Genomic DNA, 24,402 nt, shown 5'->3' with positions numbered 1-24,402 from the left:
TAATCACTTGATTACTCTGCCAAATAACCGCTTCCCATGAACCAATACGAGAAAAATGCCGCTACCATAAAACAACTGGCCAAAGAACTTGGCTTTGAATATTGTGGTATCGCCAAGGCAGAATTTCTCGAAGAAGAAGCCCCAAAGCTAGAAGCTTGGCTGAACCACAACTACCATGGAGCAATGGGCTATATGGCCAATCATTTTGATAAAAGGCTTGATCCTCGCAAACTGGTAGAAGGGGCACAGACAGTGGTCAGCTTGATTTATAATTATTACCCGGAAGAAAAGCTTCCAGAAGAAAGTGAGCATTATAAAATCGCCAAATATGCCTATGGTAAGGATTACCATTTTGTCATTAAAGATAAATTGAAAATCTTTTTAGAAAGGCTTAAAGAGGTTATTGGAGACATTGGAGGTCGGGCCTTTGTGGATTCTGCTCCAGTGATGGAACGACAGTGGGCCCAAAAATCCGGTCTAGGCTGGCAGGGCAAAAACAGCTTATTACTCAATAGGAAGATGGGCAGTTTTTTCTTCTTGGCTGAGCTTATTATTGACCTTGAAGCAAGCCCAGACGCCCCCATAACCAAAGACTTCTGCGGCAGCTGCACACGATGTATAGATGCCTGCCCAACAGATGCAATTGTTCAAGCCGGTGTGGTGGATGGATCCAAATGCATTTCCTATTTTACTATAGAGCTAAAAGATGAGCTTCCTAGTTCCATGAAGGGAAAATTTGAAAATTGGATGTTTGGCTGCGATATATGCCAGGATGTATGTCCTTGGAACCGCTTCTCAAAACCCCATCAGGAAAAGGAATTTCTACCCCATCCAGAACTTCAGGAAATGACCAATAAAGATTGGGAAGAAATCACCCAAGAAACATTCAGCAAAGTATTTCAAAAATCAGCAGTTAAACGAACTAAGCTAAAAGGTCTCCAAAGGAATATTCAATTTTTAAAGAAAGAAAAATAAATCTACCTGAGTAGAAATAGACATAAAAAACAGGGGCTGCAAGTGAATTGTAGCTCCTGTTTTTTATTGTTGATAATTAGGCTTCTTTTACTACCATCTTAAAACCTTCCCCGTGAATGGTGATAATCTGCACTTTGGGATCCGCTTTCAACAACTTTCTGATTTTACTCAAATAAACATCCATACTTCGCGCATTAAAATAACTATCATCTCCCCAAATCTGCTTTAAGGCATAGCTACGGTTCACCGGCTTGTTCAGCTCAGAAGCCAAAAGCCTCAGCAATTCATTTTCCTTGGAAGTCAGCTTATGCTTGCCCTGAGGACTTTCCAACATTTGCTCATCATAGTGCAGGACCAAATCGCCCAAATTATAATTCTTCAAACTTGCAGGTGCTTCATTGCCTTTTTGGGTTCTTCTAAGAATGGCCCCTATACGCAACAGCAATTCCTCCATACTAAATGGTTTAGTGATATAATCATCGGCACCGATCTTCAGCCCCTCGATCACATCATCTTTCATGTTTTTGGCGGTAAGATAAATAATGGAAATATCCTCCTGTATCTTCTTAATATCTTTCCCAAGTGTGAAACCATCTTTTTTGGGCATCATGATGTCCAATATACAAAGATCAAATTTATCTTTCTTGAATTGGTTCCAGCCCTCCTCTCCATCTCTACATAGAGTGGTATCATATCCTTTCATGCTCAAATATTCTTGAAGGATATCTCCCAAATTCGGGTCGTCTTCTACAACCAAAAGTCTAGCTTTACTCATTTTTTTCGGGGTAAATTGATGGTAAATGTACTTCCTTTATTTATTTCACTTTCAACAAAAATCTCTCCATGATGCTCCTCCACCATGGTTTTGACATAAGCCAATCCCAATCCAAATCCCTTTACATCATGAACATTGCCGGTAGGAACACGATAAAATTTATCGAAAATCTTCTTGACGGAATCTTTGGACATCCCCATCCCATTATCTTTTATGGTGATGGTAAATCCATCTGAATGCTCGACCAATTTAATTAAAATCTTTGGCTCTTCTTTGGAGTATTTATTCGCGTTATCCAATAGATTATTGATAATATTGGACAAATGGAATGCATCTGCCTGCAGAAAAGGGTCCTCCACATCCAACTCCATCTTAATCACACCACCCTTTTTCTCTACTTGTAATTCAAAGTGTTTCTTTGCATCCTCTAAGAGGCTCACCAGGTCCACTTGTTCAAATTTCAATTTGAAATCTTTCTTGTCCAGCGCTGCAGCCTGTAGCACTTTTTCCACTTGACTGCCCAAGCGCTTGTTTTCATCCTTAATAATTCCCAAATACCTATTTCTAAAAGTATCCTGATTGACCAACTCAGGGTCTTGCAATGCCTCCACCGCCAAACTAACCGTAGCAATAGGTGTCTTGAACTCATGGGTCATATTATTGATAAAATCATTCTTGGTCTCGGAAAGCTTTTTCTGTCTGATAATCACCTTTATGGCATACACAAAGCAGAATATGATAATCAGTAGAAACACCAGCGAGCTCGATAGAGGCAACCAAATCTGGCTGAGCAAAAATCCATTTTTAGATGGAAAATTGATCATCATGAAATTCTCCTTCCCAACTAGATCACCGGGAAACAGCTCTGCTTTCAATCCATTTTTCAAAAAGAATTTAGGATCATCAATATTATTGATCCCGATCAAGGAATTTTCATAATCCAATATTGCGAGTTCAAAATGACCTCTTATCCCCCTTTTATCAAGTTGCGACTTAATATCCCTATGTAAGGCAGCCGTATCTACCCTATTTAAAATATTAATCTTAGCATCAGCCAATAGCTGGGTCATCACCACTTCGACCAATTCGATTTTTTTATTGGCCTTCACAATATTTTCGGCAGCGTTTTCTGAGATATTATATTCCTCTGTAATCAAAGCCTCCCGATTGAAGCCATAATCCTGAACCAATGCAAAACTGTCACGCTTAGCTACAAACTCCAGGTATTTTTCTTTTTCCTGAAGATAGATAACCATTTCATCAGGTGTAAATATTTGACTGGCTATGGATGGAGGAAGCTCAAAATACTTTTGCAATTCAAACTGATCTTGAGGCTTTCCATTTCTGGAGGCAATCATCCTCCTGAAGGTCTGAGAAACCTGAGGCACTTTTTCCTTAAACAGTGAATCCAATACGGAAGGTCTTCGCTCAATGGAAACCTGCCTCTTAATATTAAATTCGATCGGCTCAATCTTTTGGAACAAGGCCTGTTGGAAACTACTATCCCTGGCCATGGCATTAAGAATAATCTCACTGGTCTCTCCCTTCTCCAATTTTGCAATACTGGCCGCCAAAGACTGGTACACATTCTGTTCAAAACGCTCTTGGTTGATCTTGATGGCATTAGCTACCCAATAATATTGGAAAGCCACCAAACCCAAGCAAGCAAGGGACATGAGCAGAATTACAATTTTCATTTTTGTCTTAGACATAATACAAATTTACTGGTAAATATGGAGTATACCGGAACCTTAACAATTTTTAACAAGGCTTAACAGCCCTCATATAGAATTTTATTTCGAAATCAGGTACATTTATACACATCAACATATCGATTTAATTTATTACATAATTAATCGATAGTTCATTCCTTTAAATCAAAGTTCCCTTTAAACCCAAATCACTATGAAAACGAAATTAAATTGGATCATGGCAGTCTTTTGCTGCTTTGCCATCTCTTCTGTTTCCATCGCCCAGAATGATGAAAACCCAACCAAATATTACTTGAACGTTAGTGCAGAAAAAGATGGAGTAAAAGAAAATATTTCAAAGACCTATGACAGCCGAGCGACCATGGAAAAAGATCCCTTCTTTAAGGAATTAAAGCTAGATCTTCCAAAAGGACAACATGACAAGCTAGTCTTGGAAACCACTATCGATGATAAAAAGATCAGTCTGTCGACAATGAAAATGAATCAAAAACGATTGGGAATTTCTAAACATATGGCTTGGGTAGAAAGAGATGATGATGTCGATGTGGAAATCCTCCGAGAGGATGGAAAACAAGTAAGAGTCATTGAAAAAAAAGTGGGATATCCCAACCCCAATTTTCACTTCGACACAGAGAGCATGGAAGGTGGAAACGCCAAAATATTTAGTCATAATAAAAAAGTAGAGGTTTTTGCCTTCGAAAAAGACGAAAATGGCCAGATCAAAATGGATGATTCCGAACTGGATGAAACCATTGAAAGGCTGGAGGATTTGATCAAAGAACTAAAAGCTGCCAAAAAGAATAATTAATAAGCACCAATTATTTGTTAGTGGATTAAATTTCAAAAAGGAAGGCAATGCCTTCCTTTTTTTGTTGCCCTGCCTTTTCTATCTTTGCCCACTTAATTATTCATGTATCATGACTATCAACAACGAACAGTATCAGATTCAGGGTGTTCCGCTTTTGGACATCGCCAAAGAATACGGCACTCCAGTATACGTCTATGACGGACAAAAAATACTGGATCAAGTAGCCGCTTTAAAAAGTGCATTTTCCTCAGTAAACCTGAAGATTAAATACGCTACTAAGGCACTTTCCAACATCAATATCCTGAAGTTGATGAAGAAGGCTGGTACTGGTGTGGATGCAGTTTCCATTGAAGAAGTAAAACTTTGTCTTCATGTAGGATTTGCTCCTGAAGAGATCATGTATACACCTAACTGTGTTTCCTTTGATGAAATCCAGCAAGCAGTAGACCTTGGGGTAATGATTAATATTGACAATATCCCAATGCTGGAGCATTTTGGCACTTATTATGGTAATTCCGTGCCTATTTGTATTCGCCTCAACCCACATATTCTTGCAGGAGGAAATGCAAAAATCTCAGTTGGACATATTGATAGCAAATTCGGAATCTCCATTCTACAACTGAAGCATGTGCTTAAGATTGTAGAAGTACATAACCTACAGGTTATTGGATTGCACGTACATACCGGGTCCGATATTCTGGATGCTGAAGTATTCCTAAAAGGTGCTGAAATTTTATTTGACGCTGCTAAGGAATTCAAAGACTTGAAATTCTTGGATTTTGGTGGTGGCTTTAAAGTCGGCTATAAAGAAGCTGATATCACCACGGACATACAGGATGTGGGCAAAAAAGTCTCTGCCGCTTTCAAAGAATTCTGCAATGAATATGGAAGAGAATTGGAAATATGGTTCGAACCTGGAAAATTCTTAGTAAGTGAGTGTGGATACTTATTGGTAAACGCCAATGTTATCAAATCCACACCTGCATCTACCTTCATTGGAGTCGACTCAGGACTTAACCACCTAATCCGACCAATGATGTATGATGCTTACCATGGCGTGGAAAATATCTCAAGACTAAACGGACCGGATAGGGTATATACTATAGTAGGGTATATCTGCGAAACAGATACTATTGCAGCAGATAGAAAATTAAAAGAAGTAAAGGAAGGGGATATCTTGGCCATCAAAAATGCTGGAGCTTATGGATTTAGCATGGCATCGAATTATAATTCCCGTCTTCGTCCTGCTGAAGTATTAGTTTTGGACGGAAAAGCCCACTTGATCAGAAAAAGAGAATCATTTGAGGATATTTTAAAACATCAAATAGACATCGATATCAGATAGAATTAGCCTTTATTAATTGATTCTCTAATTAATAACTGATAATTCTTTGAGCATTAACAGGATATATTTAAATTAGCGATGAGTATAAACCATTGCACAAGCCTGGTAGTAATAATTTCAAAAGCTCGGAGCCAACTCTCCGAGCTTTTATTTTTTTGAAACCAAAGCCTAGTCTATTATTTTCCGTAAGACACTGAATATTTGCCTTTTCAAAAATTTCAGAACACCAAATCACCATTATTCCACATCAATTTATATTCATAGCCAAAACTTTACCCACTAGTAATTTTCTCTGGGCAATTGGTTTTTACCAACATTTTCATGAAAAATAATTTTTTTTGAAAAAAATATTCAACAATAACAAAAAAAATCGCTGAACAGATAGCATAAATTCTTTTGCTGTTAAAAACTTATTTTTTGCTTTTCACTCCGTTTTCTTTCGTTTTTCAATTTTTAGAAAGTACCTCGAGAACGAATCATGACCATACTTTATTTTGTTTTTAACCATTTTATTTCATTTATTATAAATAGAAACTGAAATAAACAAATTTCAAATATTTATTTATGAAATTCATAAAATAATATTTCAAATACCGAAAGGCGTTTTTTATGTTTCGAAATGCAAATAACCAGCTATAATCTACCCGGATTAATTATTCTTTCTTCAACGTTAATCATATGCACCAAAATCCATCCACACATGGGTCTAGGCTTGTTTGGCTCTATACTTTTGTCCTTAGCATTTGCTTAGGGATAAACAGTAAATCCTTTGCCTCTTCCGCTCTTGCCGTAGAGGTAAGTGGAAAGCTTGCGCTATGTTCATACGAAGAAAAAGGAAACATCATTCTAGATGTTAAAGGAGGAGCAGCACCCTATCAATATGAATGGCCATCCATTAAAAAATACACCTCATCAATAGACAACCTAAACGCAGGGAAATATACAGTAATCATCACTGATGCCAATGGACAGGAACTCACCAAAGAAATTCTTATTCAGCCACCTTATCCATTATTAGGAAAATTACTTCAAACTGAAGCCTCCACTTGCGGTGTAGCTAATGGATCAGCAGAAATAAAAGTAGTAGTAGGAAGAGGAGAGCCCTACCGTTATGAATGGAGCAATGGACTAAAAGGCAAAACCAAAGCAGAAAATTTAGAAGCCGGAGAATATTCAGTTGAAATTTTTGACAAGTACAATTGCAGCACCACACTTTATTTCACCATCGAAGAAAAGGGCAGCCCTATACAAATAGATGAATCCATCCAACACAACAGCTGCGGAAGTACCGACAAGGGAGCTATCTCCCTAGACATTTCAGGAGGACAGGCCCCTTACGAATATATATGGTCAAACGGAGCAAAGACCGCCAGCTTGGACCAGCTCTCCAGTGGAGAATATAGTGTTGAAATCCTAGACGCCACAGGGTGTAGCGTAATCAAAACTTTTGAAATCCAACAATCAGCTCAATTACAGGTAACCGTTCAAAAACAAAACATTGGCTGCAACGGCGCTGATAATGGATGGATTTCCCTTGATATAACGGGTGGTGCAGCCCCTTATAAAGTTAAGTGGAATGACATCAATGACAATACCCTTGAAAGAAGTCAGCTCAAACCGGGAACATACACTGCCTCCATTAATGACGCCAATGGCTGTATCACCGAAAAAAGCATCACGCTTAGTGAAACGAGCCTCTTGAACGCCAAATTATTCTCTATGGTGGAAGTAGATTGCGGAAACGGCACAGCAACGGGCACAGCTTGGTTGAATATCGAAGGTGGTCTTCCTCCATACAAAATTGCTTGGCATAACGGAATCGAAAATCAAAGCGAGATTTCATTTAACCAAGCGCAGGAAATAAGCGTGACCATTACCGATGCAAAAGGATGCATCACTCATAGCTCAACGAAAGTAGACTTTCCTTCTAACCTTGCCAGAACCAATTTCACCTATGAATTGGAGGGATTCTCTACCAGTGAAGACATAATTGCCCGACAACCAGTAGTATTTAAAAGCAATACACCTGAAGAAGTAATTGCTTGGGAATGGGACTTTGGAGACGGCAGCACCAGCGAAGCTCCCAACCCTGTACATCAATTCGTCAAAAAAGGAGAATACGATGTAACGCTCAGGGTACATAATCTCTATGGATGTAGCTCCACTTTTACCAATACCATAGAAGTGGAAGACAATAGCTCAAGCATTAAAATACCCAATGCATTCAGCCCCAATGGAGATGGCTTAAATGACTATTTTATGCCAAAGCTGAAAAATATAAGCAAGCTAGAATTAAGCATATTTAATACTTGGGGAGAACTAATTTATCATCAAACCAAGATAGAAGGCAAAGGCTGGGATGGCAGCTATAAAGGAGCCATCCTACCACCGGGCAATTATGTCTATAAGGTCCAATTTAACGATTTGGAAAATAACGTATTCGAAGAAGGAGGATTATTTACACTTATCAGATAAAGGATGAAGAAGACATTACTGTTTGGTATATTTTGGATGAGTTGCTTACTCTTGAAGGCACAGGATATCCAGTATTCGCAATTCTATGCTGCCCCAATATATTTAAATCCGGCTATGACCGGTGCCGGTGAAATGACTAGAATTGGCGTGAATTACAGAAATCAATGGCCTGGACTGAACCAATCTGTAAATTCCTATTCAGCCTATATAGACCACTATATGTTCAATATCAACAGTGGCATTGGGCTTATGGTGAATAAAAGCCAGCAAAGCGCTGCCAGTCTGAGTACAACAGAAATTGCCGCCTCTTATTCCTATAGACTTCAACTAGGAACAGAAAGCTATTTGCGCATGGGTGGACAAGTAAGCTATATGTCCCGAGACGCCTATTTTGGCAATCTTGTTTTTGGCTCTCAACTAGATGTAAACTCAGATCAAATCATCGGCCCCAGCGGTGAAAACCTAGGCAACGATATCAAACACCGTTTTGCGGACTATAGCTTCGGCCTATTATATAATAATAAAAATGCTTGGCTTGGAATTTCAGGACACCACTTAACCACTCCCAATACCAGCTTTTTAGAAGATCAACTTAGCGAGCTTCCCATGAAATTATCAGCCCATGGCGGAGTTAAAGTTGATCTTCTGGGAGCCGGCATGAGTACCATCAATGATAGAAGCATCACCTTTGCCTTCAATTACAAAACACAAGGGCAATTCCAGCAATTAGACCTCGGAACACAACTTGACCTCAGCCCAGTGGTTCTTGGCCTATGGTACAGAGGAATTCCAGTAGCCAAACAAGAAACCCCTAACCATGAATCCCTCATTGGGCTTTTTGGATTCTCTTTTGACAACGGTATTGACATTGGGTACAGTTATGATTATACCCTATCAAAAATGGGTAATGCCCTTTCCGGTGGAGCACATGAAATATCCCTTAGATTTTCCTTTTTCGCTGGAGATTCCCGTTTAAGAGGCAGAGAAAGTTCTATGCCCTGTTTTAAATACTAAAACAGGGCATTACCTATTGGCCAAGCAATAGATTGAGGGAGATATCTGCACATCCTTCTCCATCTTTTTTGTATCTTTGCCCTTTAATTCATTAGAGATTATTCTCTTAAAAGGTTTTACCTTAGAAAAAGGAAAAATATCAATAAGATGACGAAAGAAGTACGCGTACGTTTTGCCCCATCTCCAACAGGAGCCCTACATATTGGAGGTGTCCGCACCGCCCTATACAACTACCTTTTTGCCAAAAAACACAATGGCAAATTTTTGTTGAGGATAGAAGATACTGACCAGACCCGTTATGTACCGGGCGCTGAAGAATACATCAAATCTGCTCTGGAATGGATCGGCATTACACCGGATGAAAGCCCATGGGTAGACGGCCCCAATGGCCCTTACCGCCAATCTGAAAGAAAACCACTTTACATGCAATATGCCATGGATTTAGTGGAAAAAGGCTATGCGTACTATGCCTTTGATACGGCTGAGGAACTGGATGCCATGAGAGAAAGACTTACTGCTGCTAGGGTAGTCTCTCCTCAGTACAATGCCATTACCAGAACCCAGATGAAAAATTCCCTCACCCTTCCTGAGGATGAGGTAAAAGAAAAACTGGCCTCAGGAGAACCTTATGTCATCCGACTTAAAGTCCCAAGAAAGGAAGAAATCAGATTAAACGACATGATCCGTGGTTGGGTCATGGTTCATTCAAACACATTAGATGACAAAGTTCTGATGAAATCTGACGGGATGCCTACTTACCACCTTGCCAATATTGTGGATGACCATTTGATGGGCGTTTCACATGTGATCCGTGGTGAGGAATGGTTACCTTCAGCACCTATACATGTCTTGCTTTACCGTTATTTGGGATGGGAAGACAGTATGCCGCAATTTGCTCACTTACCATTATTATTAAAACCTGATGGCAATGGCAAATTATCCAAAAGAGATGCTGACAAGCATGGCTTCCCAATTTTCCCTATGGATTGGACAGACCCAAGAACCAACGAACTTTCTCCTGGTTTCAAGGATGCCGGCTACCTTCCTGATGCCTTCATCAATTTCTTGGCTTTCTTGGGATGGAACCCTGGTGATCACAGAGAAATATTTAATCTGGAAGAACTGATTGAAGCTTTCACAGTAGAAAGAATCGGTAAATCGGGCACCAAATTTGACATCAACAAAGCCAAATGGTATAACGAACAATACCTAAAAGCAAAAACCAACCAAGAGCTAGCAGAATACTTGATGGAAGATCTTAAAAAAGAAGGTATTGAGATTCTTCAGTCAAAAGCTGAAAGAATTGTTAATATCATGAAAGAGAGAGCCACTTTCCCTGCAGATTTATGGAAAGAAGGCCGCTTCCTATTGATTGCTCCTGAATCTTTTGATGAAAAAGTAGCTGGCAAAAAATGGAATGAAAATGCGGTGAAGGTATTAGGAACTTATAAAGAGGAATTAAGCAAATTTGAAGGTGAATTCACTCCTGAAAGTGCTAAGTCCTTATTGGAAAAAGCAGCCGAAACCAATGAAATCAAATTGGGTAAAGTAATGCAAGCGGTAAGATTAGCCATTACTGGAGTAGGTGCAGGACCTGACCTTATGGAGGTATTTGTGATCATCGGAAAGGATGAACTAATCAAAAGGATTGATTTTGCGTTAAATACAATAGAAGTAAAAGCAAAATAATTCACTCACAACCAGCGTAATGATAAACACTGGTTAAAAAAGAAAGGAAAGTCATGGCTAAAAAACCTAAAAAGGAGGAAAACCCTAAAGTAAACCCAGAACTGGAAGGCTTTAAGATGAATATCAATTCATTTGGGGAAATCTCAAGTTCTTTTTCCATTGACAAAATCAATGAGTTTCTGAACAAAAATGTAGAAGATAAAAAACTCAAAGACCGGGACGATTTGGACGAGGTCAAAAAACCTAAAAAAGAATAGTTCGCTACGGTGAACTATTCTTTCTCTTTTTAATTTACCCAACAGTCTTCAATTTCGTTACTTTGAACCCTATATCTAATAAATATTTCTTTTGGATTTCAGGCATTGTGTTAAGCCTTGTATTATTGATTAGCAGCAGTAATATGGTGTCGGCACAGACCAATATCGGAATCAGGGGCGGACTTAGTTATTCAGGAATGACTTACCGATCCCTAGCCTCTCTACCCAAAATCAAGGTACATGGAGTAAAAAACCAACCAACCTTTGCCTTTGTCTTTGAACACTTCTATAAGGATCATGCGGGTATAGAAGTAAGTTTTCAAAAGGTTACTACAGGTTTCATAGAATACAATGAGGATGAGACTGCCACCAATGAAACCCATTTTGATTATTTCAAAATGCCTGTTTTGGCCAATTTTTACTTTGGAAGATCTGGCCGTTTTCATATAAAAATGGGACCTCATTTCGGCAGACTCCTCAAAGCCACAGACGTCAAAAGGGAATTTGAAGCTCCAAATGAAGAGATTCCGATTCTGCCTACTTATGGACAGGAAGGCGATGATCCAAAAAAACTGATTTATGGCCTCACCGCTGGAGCAGGAATTTCCAAAGTTTTTGGTATAAGTACCATAGCAGCAGACGTCCGCGCATCTTATGAATTTGGTCGTCCAGAAAGTCAAGACAGGATTTTTGATATGACTGGTACCAATATAGAATTCACCATCGCCTACCTTTTCCAAGTGGCCAAGAGGAAATAACTTCTAGAAGCAATAGAAATAAAAGTATTATATGATTTACTCTGGGTAACTTTTACTTTGTTTGCTAAATTTCAATGTGACTTTCACCTCACCCCATTTGTTACTTTTTTCCTACAGGTGAAAAAAGTAACTAAACCTGCCTCGCCGAACAGGCAGGCAAACCTGCCTTATTGCTTACCCACTTCTTTAATTTCTTAACGCTCAATATCTGTGAGGCGGATTTGCAGATACACTTGAGGTCGCCTCCGACAGGCTTGCTAAAATGGTTTTCCTTCTTAAGGTTGAACCATACTATTTATAAAGAGCCTAATAAAATCTTCCATAAAGCTATTTCTAGCCAGTGTACCTCATCAAAAAATATACCCAAATCGAAGGTGTAGATTACCTGCCAGTTCTCCATTATTCTCCGGATATCCCGCATTTTTAGCAAAGACATATCGATATCCAATACCAATTCCTGCCTCAACCGTAAAATGAGACCAAACTACTCTTCTTATACCCCAGGTTGGGACAATTGAAATCTGATTGACCATTTGAATTTTATCATATTTGGAAAGAACAAACCAATCTGGATAAAAACTGCCATTTATAGAAAGGAAATTGGCACTGTTTCCTTTGGTTTTCTTTAATCTTGAAGCCCTTTTGCTGATATTATAATACCAACGAGGTTCCAAACTTAAAACCGGTGTCCAAATACTCCCGGCATCGTTCCAGTAATTCCCTCCAATCAAATCTCCTAAAAGACCTACTTCTGTCCGTAAGGCTATTTTATTTGCCAGCTTAGCTTCATGATGTGCCCAAGCCCCTAAATACCCTGTTTGAATTCCTATTACTGATTTTTCAACTTCACTTCTATTTTGGGCCTTTGCTAAAAAAAACATCCCGACCAGAAAAACAGTCAAATAAAACTTGCTCATTTTTAAATCAATTATATTTCAAAAAGCACTAAAAATGCAAAGCTAATTAAAGCAAAAGAAAAAACCATCCACATTAGTGAATGGTTTAAGTTGATCTTATACGAATCAATTATATTTAATCCTCCCCTAAGAAAGGATATCTGTAATCCGTAGGAGTTACAAATGTTTCTTTGATAGTTCTTGGTGATACCCATCTCAACATATTGATCATGGCACCTGCTTTGTCATTGGTACCTGAGGCCCTGGCTCCACCAAATGGCTGTTGTCCAACTACTGCTCCTGTACACTTGTCATTGATATAGAAGTTACCAGCCGCATTTCTCAATTTCTGGGTTGCCAACTGAGCAGCATACCTGTCCTGAGAGAATATAGCACCTGTTAGCGCATATGGTGAAGTCTGATCTACCAACTCAAGGGTAGCTTCAAAATTATTTTCTTCATATACATATATGGTCAATACTGGACCAAATATCTCCTCGCACATGGTCGTGTACATAGGATCCTTGGTCAACAATACTGTTGGCTCAACAAAATATCCTTTTGATTTATCATAATTACCCCCAGCGATTACCTCTAAACCATCTGCTTTGGCATTATCGATATATTTGGTAATCCTGTCAAATGCTTTTTCATCGATTACTGCATTGACAAAATTGCTGAAGTCCTCAGTTCCGCCCATTTTAATGCTTGCGAGATCTTCCACCATGTACTTCTTCACATCTTCCCAAAGGTTAGAAGGAACGTAAGCACGGGAAGCGGCAGAACACTTCTGGCCTTGGAATTCAAATGCACCTCTCACCAAACCAGTAGCAAATTGCTTCGCATCAGCTGATTTGTGAGCAATCATAAAGTCCTTACCACCTGTTTCACCAACGATTCTAGGATATGATTTATATTTGGTGATATTTTCACCGATAGTTTTCCAAATTGTCTGGAATACGGCCGTAGAACCTGTAAAGTGAATACCCGCAAAGTCAGGGTGATTGAACACTACTTCACCGGTAGCTGGTCCATCCACATAGATCAAGTTGATCACACCATCAGGCACTCCTGCTTCTTTGAACACCTCCATTAACACCTGAGCAGCATAAATCTGAGTGTAAGCTGGCTTCCAAACTACTGTATTCCCCATCATAGCTGGAGCGGTAGGCAAGTTACCAGCAATAGCCGTAAAGTTAAAAGGAGTTAAGGCAAAGATAAAGCCCTCTAATGGACGTTGCTCAGTCCTATTCCAAACGCCATTTCCGGAAATTGGAGGCTGTTGGGAATAAATCTCTGTCATGTACTTGACATTGAACTTCAAGAAGTCTACAATTTCACAAGCTGAATCTATTTCCGCTTGATAGGCATTTTTTGATTGCCCCAACATCGTGGCAGCATTCATCTTATACCTATAAGGACCGGCGATCAAATCAGCAGCTTTTAAGAAAATAGCAGCCCTCTGCTCCCATTCCATGGTTTCCCATGCTTCTTTTGCCCCTAAAGCAGCATTGATAGCCTGCTCAACATGAGATTTATCACCTTCGTGAAAATATCCAAGGATGTGCTGATGGTCATGAGGAGGAGAAAGTGGCAGTTTATTGCCTGTCCTTACTTCCTCGCTACCAATGTGCATTGGTATATCCACTTGCATTGCGCGAGCCTCCCTGATTGCTTCCTGTAACTTAGCCCTTTCTGGAGAGCCAGGAGCATAATCAAATACCGGTTCATTTTTCGGTTCCGGTATGTTGAAGAAACCTTTTAACATAATAATTTGAGTTTTTTATTCTGATTGATACAAAGATAAAATTTCGGACTTAAATTCTATGCAAAAGGATAACCTCACTGCTAAAGAATTTTCTCTAATTCTTTGAATCCTTGAATTGTATAGGTTGCCTCAACGGCCATATCCAATCCCATGGGGTTAAAATAAACTTGGTCAATCGAAGCTCTTTTAGCTCCTTCCACATCAGATCTAGGATTATCACCTATCATCAAACACTCTTCAGCATTAGTCTTAAGTTGCCTCATTGCATATTCAAAAATCCGTTTATCAGGCTTTTTATGCCCTGTTGTTTCAGAGGTAACCACCAGCTTGAAATAATTATTAATTCCTGATGAAGCTATTTTCTTGGCTTGACTTTCATCAAATCCATTTGTGATAATATGCAAATCATATTTCTCATTTAAGTATTCCAGAATTTCCTTTGAATACGGAAACAGATGCGGTTTCGTGGAAGTACGATGCATAAAATCTTCCTCCATCTCTTTTGGTACTTCTACCTTACGCGCACCAAGCTGGTCAAAAATTCTCCTGAAACGTTCCTTTCTAAGGGTAATTTTATCAATTTTCCCCTTATCATAATTATCCCATAAACCATGATTTACCTTTATAAAGGCTTTGTAAAAATCATGGTTCGATGGTACTCCAAGATTTTCCAACGAATAAACCTCATATAATTCAGATAATGACTCTTGTACATTTCGATCATAATCCCACAAAGTGTGGTCCAAATCGAAAAATAAGTGACGGTACTTTTTCAAAATTTATAACTTTAACGGTAAGGAGTATTTTCTATCTTATTGATGGCCAGCTCTCTATTAGAAAGTAGAATTTCATAGATTTCTTGGTCTCGGATCAAATTCACATCTTTTTGAATGAACTTAAAAATTTGATTGATAATCTCTATAGCTTCGTCCAAAATATAATAAAAAGTCCACTGGTCCACCCTTCGGCTACCAACTAGACCTGAATTTTTTAGATAGGCAAGATGCCTACTGGTCTTGGTCTGGGTAAATTCCAAAATATGTTCCAAATCAGAAATACAGAGTTCCTTGTTTTGGATCAATAGATGAATAATCCTCACCCTGGGTTCTTCAGAAAGCGCCTTAAAAACCCGCATACCATAATTTAAACTGATATTTTTTAGTCTCATTTAATAATTTTTAACGAGAAAACCACCCTGAAATTAAGAAAATGCAGTGAAAATAACCTATTATAGCAGTTGAATTTGAGGGCTATTACTTAAACCAATTTTCTTAAGGAACGTTTCTCTATAAAAAGCATTATTTTGAAAATCACTAATTTATACTTCCCTTTATTTTTGTTTTTCTTTCTGTTTATAGCAGGAATCAACACTTCTTATGCGCAAGATTCTCAGGATAAAAAAGTTATACAATTGTCCGGTATTATATTAAATGCAGATAGCACAACTGCCATTTCAGGAGTTAATGTTTATGTGCCTAATAAAGGGAGAGGAACCAGTTCCAATAATTTCGGATATTTCTCTATGCCTGTAGCTACTGGTGATAGTGTAGTATTCAGTTTCGTAGGCTTAAAAAACCAAAGTTTTAAAGTCCCAGATACAGTTGGAGACGATAAAATCAGTCTAATTTTAACAATGGCTCAGGATGAAATAGCTTTGGGAGAAGTAGAAGTAATGCCCTACCCAACAGAGGAAGAGTTTAAACAGGCAGTACTGGCCATGACTGTTGATGAAATCCCACTTGATAGAGGTAATCTGAGCCCTCAAATGTTGCTCAGATGGGCTGAACAAATGCCATCCTCGGCTAATGAGAATTTCAGGAGTTTCCAAAGTGGACAAATGCAGCAAATCCAAGACCGCTATGGTCCAAGATCCTTTCCTTTGCTTAATCCTTTCGCTTGGGCCAATTTCATAAAATCCATCAAGCGGGGCGATCTAAAGAGTAAAGATTAAACCTGATAAACAAAAGGGGCTGTTTCTATCGAAACAGCCCCTTTTGTTTTTTGGATTAAATCTCTTAATCATTTATAATTCTGGCAATACCCAATCTTCCAAAACACTTGGTTTCTCCATCATTGCCTCAATTGCTTCGCTACTTCTTGGTGCATCTGCAGAAAGGTTAACAAAACCATCTTGGGTAATCAAAACATCATCTTCAATCCTAACAGCAATATTCCACCATTTTTCATCACAGTCACTTCCTTCTGGAATATAAATTCCTGGTTCTACCGTCAAGACCATCCCTTCCTTCAACGGACCATAGGCCCCTCTGTCATGTACATCCAGACCTAAATGATGGCTGGTACCATGAGGAAAATAACGGTGACGCTGCCCTCTCACGATAATTCCCAATTCTGCGAGACCTTCATTAATGATCCTTTGAGCCACTTTATTGACCTCACCAAATTCTGTACCCGGCTTACAAACGGCCATAGCCTCTTCTTGAGCGCGGTAAACCAGATCATAAATGGCCTTTTCCTCTTTTGTAAATTTCCCTGAAATAGGAATTGTCCTGGTCACATCTGCTGTGTATCCCCGCCATTCAGCACCAAGATCCATTAACATCAATCTTTTCTGCGGATCTCTCAAATCATTGGAAATATAATGAAGAATACATCCATTCTGACCAGCCCCTACAATAGAAGGATAACCAACAGCCTCTGCACCGTAACGCTTATATACAAATTCATGGATTCCTTGAACTTCCCTCTCTGAAATACCCGGCTTTAAAGCCTTCATTACTTCCACTTGACCAATTGCAGAAATGCGGATAGCTTTTTTCAACATTTGAATTTCTTCAGGGGTCTTTACTCCCCTTAACTCAGTCATCATCTGCGGTAAAGCAGCTACATCCACTTTGGTTTCAGGTAGATTTTTAGCAATTTCCATTCGTTTTTCAGCGGTTTCGGCATCTGCAAAAGCATTCAGCAATGCATCGTTCTCCACTTCTGGATAATATTTCCTATATCTACCGATGACCTGGGCAACATTTGCAGAATTTTCCAAATCAGTAGCTTTGATCAGGTCATACATTTGATTAGTAACTTTAGAAATCTGTTTTGGATAATTGCTAGCAGCCTTAAAATCTCCTTGAAGTGCTATCATATCTTTATTGGCATTGCTTTCTTCAATCCCTTTAAGATTAAAGGTCATGACCTTATCGAGCTCATCAAAATTAACCTTAGCCTCCGCAGAAAACTGGGAATTCAAAAACACATGGTCAAAACCTAATTTTTCTTTTACTCCCTCAACACCAAGCCTTTTGCCATTCCACATTTCTGCATTTTCATCTCGCTCCTGAACGTAAATGACCTCCTTTGCCATTTCACCACCTACCAGTTTAGGCTCACTGAAAATAACCAATACGGCATTCGGCTCTCTATATCCGGTTAAATAGAAAAAATCAGTATTGGGATGATAGATAAAATCCACATCATTCGACCTGTTCTTCACAGCAGCGGTAAATACCACAGCAGCTGAATTTTCAGGAAGCATAGCCCTCAGTGCTTCTCTCCTCCCTTTATGAAAATTTTTGTCAAGACCATCATCAAAATAAGACTGAGCCTTAACCGTGCTCATTCCCAGGCAAGCTAAAATTGCCAACAGTATTATTTTATTACTCATATACGATTTTTGTTTCAAATGTGAATATAGCGGATTAAAATTACAATGGATTTTACATAAATGACAGAAAATCAAGTCTGCCTTTATGGAATTTTTATAATTCCTTCCACCACTTGTCCAATTTTATTTATCAGAAACCACCATATTCCCTATATTTGTTTCATTCATAAAAAGCTATAAACCTGATGAAAAAGATTGTTCTAGCCAGTTTAATTTTGTTGGCTTGCTTATCCGTGGGATTCGCTCAAAATTCCAAAAAACCAAAATTAGTAGTGGGCATTGTAGTGGATCAAATGCGCTACGAATATTTACATAAGTTCCATGACCGATATACTGAAGGAGGCTTCAAGCGCTTGATGCATGAAGGATTCATGATGAAAAACGGCCATTATAACTATATCCCTACTTACACTGGGCCTGGACATTCGTCAGTCTACACTGGAACAACTCCTGCTACACACGGCATCATCAGTAACAACTGGTATGTAAGAAGTATGGATCGTAGTATATATTGCGCCAGCGACAGTACAGTTACAGGTATTGGTGGAACAGCTTCTAAAGGCAATATTTCACCAAGAAATCTACTGACCACCACCATTACAGATGAACTTCGCTTATCCACTAATCATCGTTCTAAAGTAGTAGGCATTGCCCTCAAAGACCGTGGAGCAGCCTTGCCCGCTGGCCATTTGGGAGATGCATATTGGTATGACGGCAAAAGTGGTGAATTTATGAGCTCTACCTATTATGGTGACGAGCTTCCTGACTGGGTACAAAAATTCAACAAGAAAAAATATCCTCAAAAATACCTTTCAAAGGACTGGAAACCGCTTTATAATATCAAAACATACACCCAGAGCATTGAGGATGACAATGACTTCGAGGCACCTTTTATTGGAAGAGAAACTACAAACTTTCCGTATGACCTAAAAGACCTTCAAGAAAACAACGGCGGTCTCGGCTTAATATCTTCTACTCCTTTTGGAAACGACCTTACCTTAGATCTTGCTTATGCTGCCCTTGAAGGCGAGGACCTTGGAAAAGGTGATGAAACAGACTTTTTAGCAGTCAGTTTCTCTTCTACGGATTATGTCGGACATCGATTTGGTCCTGCCTCCAAAGAAATTGAAGACACCTATTTAAGATTGGACCAAGGGTTGGATAAATTCTTTTCCTATCTGGATAAAGAATATGGTAAAGGAGAATATTTGGTGTTTCTTACTGCAGACCATGCAGTTGCAGATGTAGTTAATTATATGAAAAGCATCAATATTCCCGCTGATAGTTTTAACTCAGGCTTTGCCAACACCCAACTTAAAGGCTTTACCAACCAAAAATACGGTGAAGGAAACTGGATCCTAAACACTTCAAATGAACAGATCTTCCTAAACAGGAAATTAATCAAGGAAAAAGGATTGGATTTGGCAAAAGTCCAAAGAGAAATAGCTGATTTTATGCTACGATTCGATGGCATTAAAGAAGCATATACTGCTTCTGATATGATGAGCCAGGAATATACCCAAGGCAGAGCTCACTTACTTCAAATGGGCTTCAACCACAAAGCCTCAGGTGATGTACTATTGATTTTAGAACCTGCATGGCTGGTTAACTCTTCAAGAGGAACCACCCATGGAACAGGCTATAAGTATGACACTCATGTACCGATCTTATTCTACGGATGGAATGTTGAGGCAGGAAGCAGCTCTAGGTATTGCACAATTACCGATATCGCACCTACATTGTCCATGCTGTTAAATATAAGAATTCCAAATGGAGCAAGTGGTGAACCAATCTTAGAGATCACTGATTAATAATAACTTTCCTTAATTGAAAAAGGCCTCCCAGACATCTAGTCTGGGAGGCCTTTTTGTTGCTATTTTTCAGTCTAGTTTTGTACGCTCTTAAAAGGAAAAAGAACAAAAATCATCTATTTTATCCACAGCTTTTCCACAAATTTCCCCTGACTGGTTTTGACCACAACTACCAGCATTCCTTTTGGCAAATTTTGTATATCAAATTCATAAACACCGTGACTAGGGGTGATTTTCCGTATATTTCTGCCCATTGGATCCATTATGCTAATTTCCCTCACTCCAGACAGGCCTGACAGGCCAATGTGGATATCTCCGGAAGATGGATTTGGATAGATATTTATACGCCCGTTTTCCACTTCATTTTCAATGGAGGTAATCAAATCAACATTCACGTCCAGGCTTTGTGAGGGACCTGATTCACAAGCATTCATAGGAACAACATTTAAGGTAAAATCACCTTCTACTTCCCAAGAAACCAAAACCTGATTCGTTCCCTGACCTTCCAATATAGTTCCCCCATCAGTACTCCATTGATAATTCACTCCCGCCACAAAAGGAACTTCATACAACTCCTCCTTCAAGCCTACCTTTAGTGGGCCGGTTATAATGCCAGGCTTATCTGGTGCTTTACTTACCGAAATGGCTTTTTCCAACACTGCAGCTTCACCACAAGTATTTCTAGGAAACACTTTTATGAATTGATCCCCTTCAGCTTCCCACTTGACCGCAATATGTGCTGTACCCTGACCTTCTTGGATCACACCTCCACTGACCTCCCATATATAGGAAGTTCCTGGAACAGAATCTACTTCAAAGGGCTGAGTTACTCCCAAACAGGCAATACCATCTCCAATGATCTGTGAGACTTGAACTGGCTCCTCAGAAACCAAAACCTCCAACCCAGTAGTAGGGCCATTACCACAAATATTTTGCCCTCTCACCAAAACTGCGTTCCGACCTGGACTATCCCACTGAACCACCACTCTATTACTTCCTTGCCCTTCCATAATGGTCCCTCCATCTACTCGCCACTCATAAGTAACTCCTGCTCCCACTTCATCCTGAATGGTATAGATTTGCTGACTCAGGCAAATATCCTCTTCACCAAAAATAGCACTCGGTTCCAAAGGAACCAGACAACTGTATTGATAAAAAATCCCATTCTCTCCTACAGCATATCCTGTATTCAAATCTCCAAAACTAATAGCTGTAAAATCCTGATAGGTGCTCGTCAAGGTTTGCTCCCAAGTTGCTCCCTGATCCATTGTTTGAATGATCAGCCCCTTTTCCCCAGCAATAAAGCCAACTGACTCATCCAAAAAGTCAATGCCTGAAAAGTCCTGGGAATAGGGTATTGAAATCTTTTTCCAGCTCACCCCTTTATCTTCAGATTTATATAAAGCACCTGATTTGCCCACGACCAAAACAGTTAATTCATCCAATATTTTCAATGCCGAAAAATCCTCTGTGGCTCCAATATTTACTTTCTGCCAATTATCCGCTCCATCCGTCCGATAGACATTACCTTGATCACCTATAATCAAACCTACATCGGAATCAAAGAAATCAATATCCCGAAAGTGGAAAGGCAATGTACCTTCCGTGATAGTGGTCCAATTGACACCGCGATTATCGGTTTTGGCGATATAGCCATTTTCACCAACGATATACCCATTATTGGCATCAAAAAAATGTATGCCATAGAGATTTTTCTCTGTGTTGGGATTTAAGGCTGTCCAGCCTCCACCAGAATTGGTAGTGATTAGAATAGTTCCATTATCCCCCACCACATAACCGAAAGAAGCGGAGACAAATTCTAAGTCATTAAAAGGTACAGATAGAGGCCTCGATCTGTCGGAAAAGGAACTTCCCCCATTGGTAGTCAAGAGCACCAGTGCATCCTGCCCCACAATATACCCGCGATTATCACTGACAAATTGGGTGGCAGTAAAATCATTATTCCTACCAGACATCCTTAGCGACCATGAAGCTCCAGAATTACCTGAGGATATCAACACCCCTGAATTGGCCACAGCATAAACACTATTTGTGGCCAACTTATAGCTGAGCCCTAAAATATTCTGATTAGTTCTACTTGTTCGTTGAGAAAATGTAAGGCCGGCATTATTGGTATATAAAACCACTCCACTCTCTCCTACCACTAATCCTACATTCGGATTGGTGCCATGAAAACCAACCCTGTTATAATTAAATTCCGTTCCACTTTGTATAAAATCCCAATTCAATCCTGCATCTATGGATTTCAAAATGGTTCCTGCATCTCCCACCGCATATCCCGTGGTATCATTCACAAATACGATATCATTAAGGGGATGAATAACTGGCGTATTGATTTGTGTCCAGTTATTTCCACTATCAACAGTACGCAGAATTTTTGCGTCTGAAGTGGCCAAATAACCTGTATCCAGATTATAAAAATGCATCGCATTTAAATCTGACGTAAAGCCAATATTTTGTAAACTCCAACTCACACCACTGTCGTTCGACAAAAACACGGCCCCAGAATCCCCTGAAAGATAAACCTTATTTCCTGTCAAATATTGAACTGAATTTAGGTCGCCACTATGTCCAATATCGATTAAATCCCACTGCTCACCGCCATTAATGGTCCTAAAAACCAAACCGCCTTCACCGACGATCAAGCCCATATCATTATCAAAGAAGTCTAATGCCAGCATCTTACCATCAACAGGACTTTCTTGCTCTATCCAGCTCAGCCCTCCATCTATGGTCTTTAAAATAATTTCATCCCCAGATATATAGCCCACATCGTCATTTACCCAATGAATTCCAGTAAGCTCATTTCCCCATCCGGCCATCCTCCGCCAGCTTTGAGAAAAGACCTGAAGCACAAAAAGTTGGGTGATCAAAAATAAAAGTATATATTTTTTCATGTAATAATGGCTGTATTTATAATTGATGTTGTAAAAGTATATCCCCAAAAGCGATATATCAACGCTTCATTACTAGTAATTTACAAAAAAATACAACAGATACCAGCATTCCGCCCACCCTAAATTATTCACCTTCAACAAGTAGCTATTACACCAATCATTTATTATTTACTTCATCCCCTCAAACTTAATAATTATTTGCCCTCCCAATCTATTTTCTTGATAGTAGAAAAAAATGGACTATTGAATAAACTTCATGGCATAAAAAAAGGCTGGTGTATCACCAGCCTCTCTATATCTATTCTAATTATTTCATCCATTAACGGTCATCAGCACCTACAGAAATCATAGCACATCTAAAACCAATGCTATTGGTAGCTGAATCTTGGTGCATAAACCTCCTTGTACCTGGAGATAACCAATAGGCCACATCCTTCCAAGAACCACCTTTGTATACCCTGTAATTATCATCAATCAAAGAAGTACCATATAAATCTGCATCATCCAGGGTACCATCTTTTCTTAAAGGGTTCAAATCTTCAAAATCTTCATAAGACAATGGTCTGTAAACATCCTGAACCCATTCGTTCATATTACCAGACATATTATACAAGCCAAAGTCATTCGGAGGAAACTCATAAACGTTGGCAGGAATAATTTCTCCATCATTGGTAATGCCACCAGCAATACCGGCATAATCACCACGACCACGCTTAAAGTTGGCCAATAGATCACCTTGACGAGATTTCCTTTTAACGTCATAAGGGTTTCTTACCCCTCTACCATCCCAAGGATAAATCCTACCGTTTTCTTGGTTCTCATCCAAATACTGCGTTCCGATCATCGCTTTTGCAGCATATTCCCATTCAGCCTCATTTGGAAGTCGATAACTCGGTAATACCACTCCACGCTCAATAAGCATGTTTTTGCTCATGGTACTATCCAACTCATTTTCTTTTCTGTAAAGCTCATTCACATATACTGTTCTCCATTGAGAATAAGCATTTGCCTGAGCCCAAGTGACACCTGCTACTGGGTAAAAGTTAAATCCAGGGTGACGGAAATAATAAGTAGAATAAACATCATTATAAGATAAAGCCTCAGACCAAACATCTTCTCTAGGCTCTAACTTATTCAATGAATCTGCGCTTACACGGCTTCTCATATTGAAAAGAAACTCCTTATAATCCACATTGGTCACTTCAGTTTCATCCATATAGAAAGACGCTACAGTGACTGTTCGTTCTACATTGTCCCTGAATGCCATTACATCCTGCTCTTGCGTACCCAAGACTGCACGACCACCTTGAATATATTTCAGTTTGGGTCCTACTACAGGATCTTTGAGCCTTACAACAGTAAATTGTGTAGTGTCTTCCAGGTCAAAATTTAATTCAGCACCAGTTGAGGCACTGACCTTACCTGGATTTCCAGCGGTCCTTCTACCATAAGTTGGACCATTGTTTTTAGCACAAGAAGCCAAAAGTGTCATTGACAACATAAAAAATGCTGCAAAGACTAATTTCAAATTTTTATTTTCAATCCCCATTTGATCGGTTGTTTTTTCCAAACCTAAACT

At 39.2% G+C, this 24,402-nt stretch carries 19 protein-coding genes; 10 read left to right on the top strand and 9 right to left on the bottom strand.

What is annotated here, in order from left to right; translation table 11 throughout:
- Nucleotides 1–36 precede the first annotated feature (36 nt).
- The gene (queG, locus tag H7U17_RS06195; RefSeq protein WP_186755797.1) at nucleotides 37–975 is read left to right on the top strand and encodes a tRNA epoxyqueuosine(34) reductase QueG; all 939 of its coding nucleotides are present in this window, start codon (nucleotides 37–39) and stop codon (nucleotides 973–975) included.
- Nucleotides 976–1,051: 76 nt separating this feature from the next.
- On the opposite strand, the gene H7U17_RS06190 is transcribed toward queG, so the two are convergent.
- Nucleotides 1,052–1,750, bottom strand: a complete 699-nt coding sequence (locus tag H7U17_RS06190) for a response regulator transcription factor (RefSeq protein ID WP_186755796.1) — start codon at nucleotides 1,748–1,750, stop codon at nucleotides 1,052–1,054.
- Entirely contained in the window at nucleotides 1,747–3,462 is a 1,716-nt protein-coding gene (locus H7U17_RS06185; protein WP_230981289.1) for a sensor histidine kinase, read from the bottom strand. Before H7U17_RS06185 ends, H7U17_RS06190 begins: the two co-directional genes overlap by 4 nt.
- A 193-nt stretch (nucleotides 3,463–3,655) precedes the next feature.
- On the opposite strand from H7U17_RS06185, the gene H7U17_RS06180 reads away from it, so the two are divergent.
- The 7 genes from H7U17_RS06180 (at nucleotide 3,656) to H7U17_RS06150 (ending at nucleotide 11,808) form a co-directional block, all read left to right on the top strand.
- Nucleotides 3,656–4,270: a hypothetical protein gene (locus H7U17_RS06180; RefSeq protein ID WP_186755795.1), complete on the top strand. Its 615-nt coding sequence runs from the start codon at nucleotides 3,656–3,658 to the stop codon at nucleotides 4,268–4,270.
- Between the two features lie 109 nt (nucleotides 4,271–4,379).
- Nucleotides 4,380–5,615 (top strand): diaminopimelate decarboxylase, encoded by a 1,236-nt coding sequence (lysA, locus tag H7U17_RS06175; RefSeq protein ID WP_186755794.1) that lies wholly within the window; start codon nucleotides 4,380–4,382, stop codon nucleotides 5,613–5,615.
- Between the two features lie 678 nt (nucleotides 5,616–6,293).
- Nucleotides 6,294–8,090: a T9SS type B sorting domain-containing protein gene (locus H7U17_RS06170; RefSeq protein WP_186755793.1), complete on the top strand. Its 1,797-nt coding sequence runs from the start codon at nucleotides 6,294–6,296 to the stop codon at nucleotides 8,088–8,090.
- A gap of 3 nt (nucleotides 8,091–8,093) precedes the next feature.
- The gene (locus tag H7U17_RS06165; RefSeq protein ID WP_186755792.1) at nucleotides 8,094–9,104 is read left to right on the top strand and encodes a PorP/SprF family type IX secretion system membrane protein; all 1,011 of its coding nucleotides are present in this window, start codon (nucleotides 8,094–8,096) and stop codon (nucleotides 9,102–9,104) included.
- A 147-nt stretch (nucleotides 9,105–9,251) separates the two neighbouring features.
- Nucleotides 9,252–10,793: a glutamate--tRNA ligase gene (gltX, locus tag H7U17_RS06160; RefSeq protein WP_186755791.1), complete on the top strand. Its 1,542-nt coding sequence runs from the start codon at nucleotides 9,252–9,254 to the stop codon at nucleotides 10,791–10,793.
- A gap of 53 nt (nucleotides 10,794–10,846) precedes the next feature.
- Complete coding sequence (locus H7U17_RS06155) at nucleotides 10,847–11,050, top strand: hypothetical protein (protein WP_186755790.1); 204 nt, start codon at nucleotides 10,847–10,849, stop codon at nucleotides 11,048–11,050.
- Nucleotides 11,051–11,193: 143 nt separating this feature from the next.
- Nucleotides 11,194–11,808, top strand: coding sequence for an outer membrane beta-barrel protein (locus H7U17_RS06150; RefSeq protein ID WP_186756159.1), 615 nt, complete (start codon nucleotides 11,194–11,196; stop codon nucleotides 11,806–11,808).
- A 350-nt stretch (nucleotides 11,809–12,158) separates the two neighbouring features.
- On the opposite strand, the gene H7U17_RS06145 is transcribed toward H7U17_RS06150, so the two are convergent.
- From H7U17_RS06145 to H7U17_RS06130, 4 genes are all read right to left on the bottom strand, one after another.
- Nucleotides 12,159–12,725, bottom strand: a complete 567-nt coding sequence (locus H7U17_RS06145; protein WP_186755789.1) for a hypothetical protein — start codon at nucleotides 12,723–12,725, stop codon at nucleotides 12,159–12,161.
- A gap of 115 nt (nucleotides 12,726–12,840) precedes the next feature.
- The gene (pruA, locus tag H7U17_RS06140) at nucleotides 12,841–14,472 is read right to left on the bottom strand and encodes an L-glutamate gamma-semialdehyde dehydrogenase (RefSeq protein ID WP_186755788.1); all 1,632 of its coding nucleotides are present in this window, start codon (nucleotides 14,470–14,472) and stop codon (nucleotides 12,841–12,843) included.
- 80 nt (nucleotides 14,473–14,552) lie between these two features.
- Nucleotides 14,553–15,248 carry a YjjG family noncanonical pyrimidine nucleotidase gene (locus tag H7U17_RS06135; RefSeq protein WP_186755787.1) on the bottom strand — a complete coding sequence of 232 codons (696 nt, stop codon included), beginning with the start codon at nucleotides 15,246–15,248 and terminating at the stop codon, nucleotides 14,553–14,555.
- 11 nt (nucleotides 15,249–15,259) lie between these two features.
- Complete coding sequence (locus H7U17_RS06130) at nucleotides 15,260–15,640, bottom strand: ArsR/SmtB family transcription factor (protein ID WP_186755786.1); 381 nt, start codon at nucleotides 15,638–15,640, stop codon at nucleotides 15,260–15,262.
- 135 nt (nucleotides 15,641–15,775) lie between these two features.
- On the opposite strand from H7U17_RS06130, the gene H7U17_RS06125 reads away from it, so the two are divergent.
- Nucleotides 15,776–16,423, top strand: a complete 648-nt coding sequence (locus tag H7U17_RS06125; RefSeq protein ID WP_222439152.1) for a carboxypeptidase-like regulatory domain-containing protein — start codon at nucleotides 15,776–15,778, stop codon at nucleotides 16,421–16,423.
- A gap of 72 nt (nucleotides 16,424–16,495) precedes the next feature.
- Here H7U17_RS06125 and H7U17_RS06120 read toward each other — a convergent pair whose 3' ends face one another.
- Nucleotides 16,496–18,094 (bottom strand): aminopeptidase P N-terminal domain-containing protein, encoded by a 1,599-nt coding sequence (locus tag H7U17_RS06120; RefSeq protein WP_230981287.1) that lies wholly within the window; start codon nucleotides 18,092–18,094, stop codon nucleotides 16,496–16,498.
- Nucleotides 18,095–18,279: 185 nt separating this feature from the next.
- Here H7U17_RS06120 and pafA point away from each other — a divergent pair, with 185 nt between their 5' ends.
- Entirely contained in the window at nucleotides 18,280–19,905 is a 1,626-nt protein-coding gene (gene pafA / locus H7U17_RS06115; RefSeq protein WP_186755785.1) for an alkaline phosphatase PafA, read from the top strand.
- Between the two features lie 116 nt (nucleotides 19,906–20,021).
- On the opposite strand, the gene H7U17_RS06110 is transcribed toward pafA, so the two are convergent.
- Together H7U17_RS06110 and gldJ are read right to left on the bottom strand one after the other, a co-directional pair.
- On the bottom strand, nucleotides 20,022–22,823 hold the full coding sequence (locus H7U17_RS06110; RefSeq protein WP_186755784.1) for a YCF48-related protein: 2,802 nt from the start codon (nucleotides 22,821–22,823) through the stop codon (nucleotides 20,022–20,024).
- A 319-nt stretch (nucleotides 22,824–23,142) separates the two neighbouring features.
- On the bottom strand, nucleotides 23,143–24,324 hold the full coding sequence (gene gldJ / locus H7U17_RS06105; RefSeq protein ID WP_230981314.1) for a gliding motility lipoprotein GldJ: 1,182 nt from the start codon (nucleotides 24,322–24,324) through the stop codon (nucleotides 23,143–23,145).
- Nucleotides 24,325–24,402 lie beyond the last annotated feature (78 nt).

The sequence above is a fragment of the Echinicola salinicaeni genome (genome assembly GCF_014280965.1).
GTDB lineage: Bacteria > Bacteroidota > Bacteroidia > Cytophagales > Cyclobacteriaceae > Echinicola > Echinicola salinicaeni.
This window is presented reverse-complemented; position numbering and strand designations above follow the sequence as displayed.

What these genes read in the sequence shown, in the direction of transcription:
- queG (WP_186755797.1), top strand. Translation starts at nt 37, where the DNA reads ATGAACCAATACGAGAAAAATGCCGCTACCATAAAACAACTGGCCAAA.
- H7U17_RS06190 (WP_186755796.1), bottom strand. Translation starts at nt 1,750, where the DNA reads ATGAGTAAAGCTAGACTTTTGGTTGTAGAAGACGACCCGAATTTGGGA.
- H7U17_RS06185 (WP_230981289.1), bottom strand. Translation starts at nt 3,462, where the DNA reads ATGTCTAAGACAAAAATGAAAATTGTAATTCTGCTCATGTCCCTTGCT.
- H7U17_RS06180 (WP_186755795.1), top strand. Translation starts at nt 3,656, where the DNA reads ATGAAAACGAAATTAAATTGGATCATGGCAGTCTTTTGCTGCTTTGCC.
- lysA (WP_186755794.1), top strand. Translation starts at nt 4,380, where the DNA reads ATGACTATCAACAACGAACAGTATCAGATTCAGGGTGTTCCGCTTTTG.
- H7U17_RS06170 (WP_186755793.1), top strand. Translation starts at nt 6,294, where the DNA reads ATGCACCAAAATCCATCCACACATGGGTCTAGGCTTGTTTGGCTCTAT.
- H7U17_RS06165 (WP_186755792.1), top strand. Translation starts at nt 8,094, where the DNA reads ATGAAGAAGACATTACTGTTTGGTATATTTTGGATGAGTTGCTTACTC.
- gltX (WP_186755791.1), top strand. Translation starts at nt 9,252, where the DNA reads ATGACGAAAGAAGTACGCGTACGTTTTGCCCCATCTCCAACAGGAGCC.
- H7U17_RS06155 (WP_186755790.1), top strand. Translation starts at nt 10,847, where the DNA reads ATGGCTAAAAAACCTAAAAAGGAGGAAAACCCTAAAGTAAACCCAGAA.
- H7U17_RS06150 (WP_186756159.1), top strand. Translation starts at nt 11,194, where the DNA reads ATGGTGTCGGCACAGACCAATATCGGAATCAGGGGCGGACTTAGTTAT.
- H7U17_RS06145 (WP_186755789.1), bottom strand. Translation starts at nt 12,725, where the DNA reads ATGAGCAAGTTTTATTTGACTGTTTTTCTGGTCGGGATGTTTTTTTTA.
- pruA (WP_186755788.1), bottom strand. Translation starts at nt 14,472, where the DNA reads ATGTTAAAAGGTTTCTTCAACATACCGGAACCGAAAAATGAACCGGTA.
- H7U17_RS06130 (WP_186755786.1), bottom strand. Translation starts at nt 15,640, where the DNA reads ATGAGACTAAAAAATATCAGTTTAAATTATGGTATGCGGGTTTTTAAG.
- H7U17_RS06120 (WP_230981287.1), bottom strand. Translation starts at nt 18,094, where the DNA reads ATGAGTAATAAAATAATACTGTTGGCAATTTTAGCTTGCCTGGGAATG.
- pafA (WP_186755785.1), top strand. Translation starts at nt 18,280, where the DNA reads ATGAAAAAGATTGTTCTAGCCAGTTTAATTTTGTTGGCTTGCTTATCC.
- H7U17_RS06110 (WP_186755784.1), bottom strand. Translation starts at nt 22,823, where the DNA reads ATGAAAAAATATATACTTTTATTTTTGATCACCCAACTTTTTGTGCTT.
- gldJ (WP_230981314.1), bottom strand. Translation starts at nt 24,324, where the DNA reads ATGTTGTCAATGACACTTTTGGCTTCTTGTGCTAAAAACAATGGTCCA.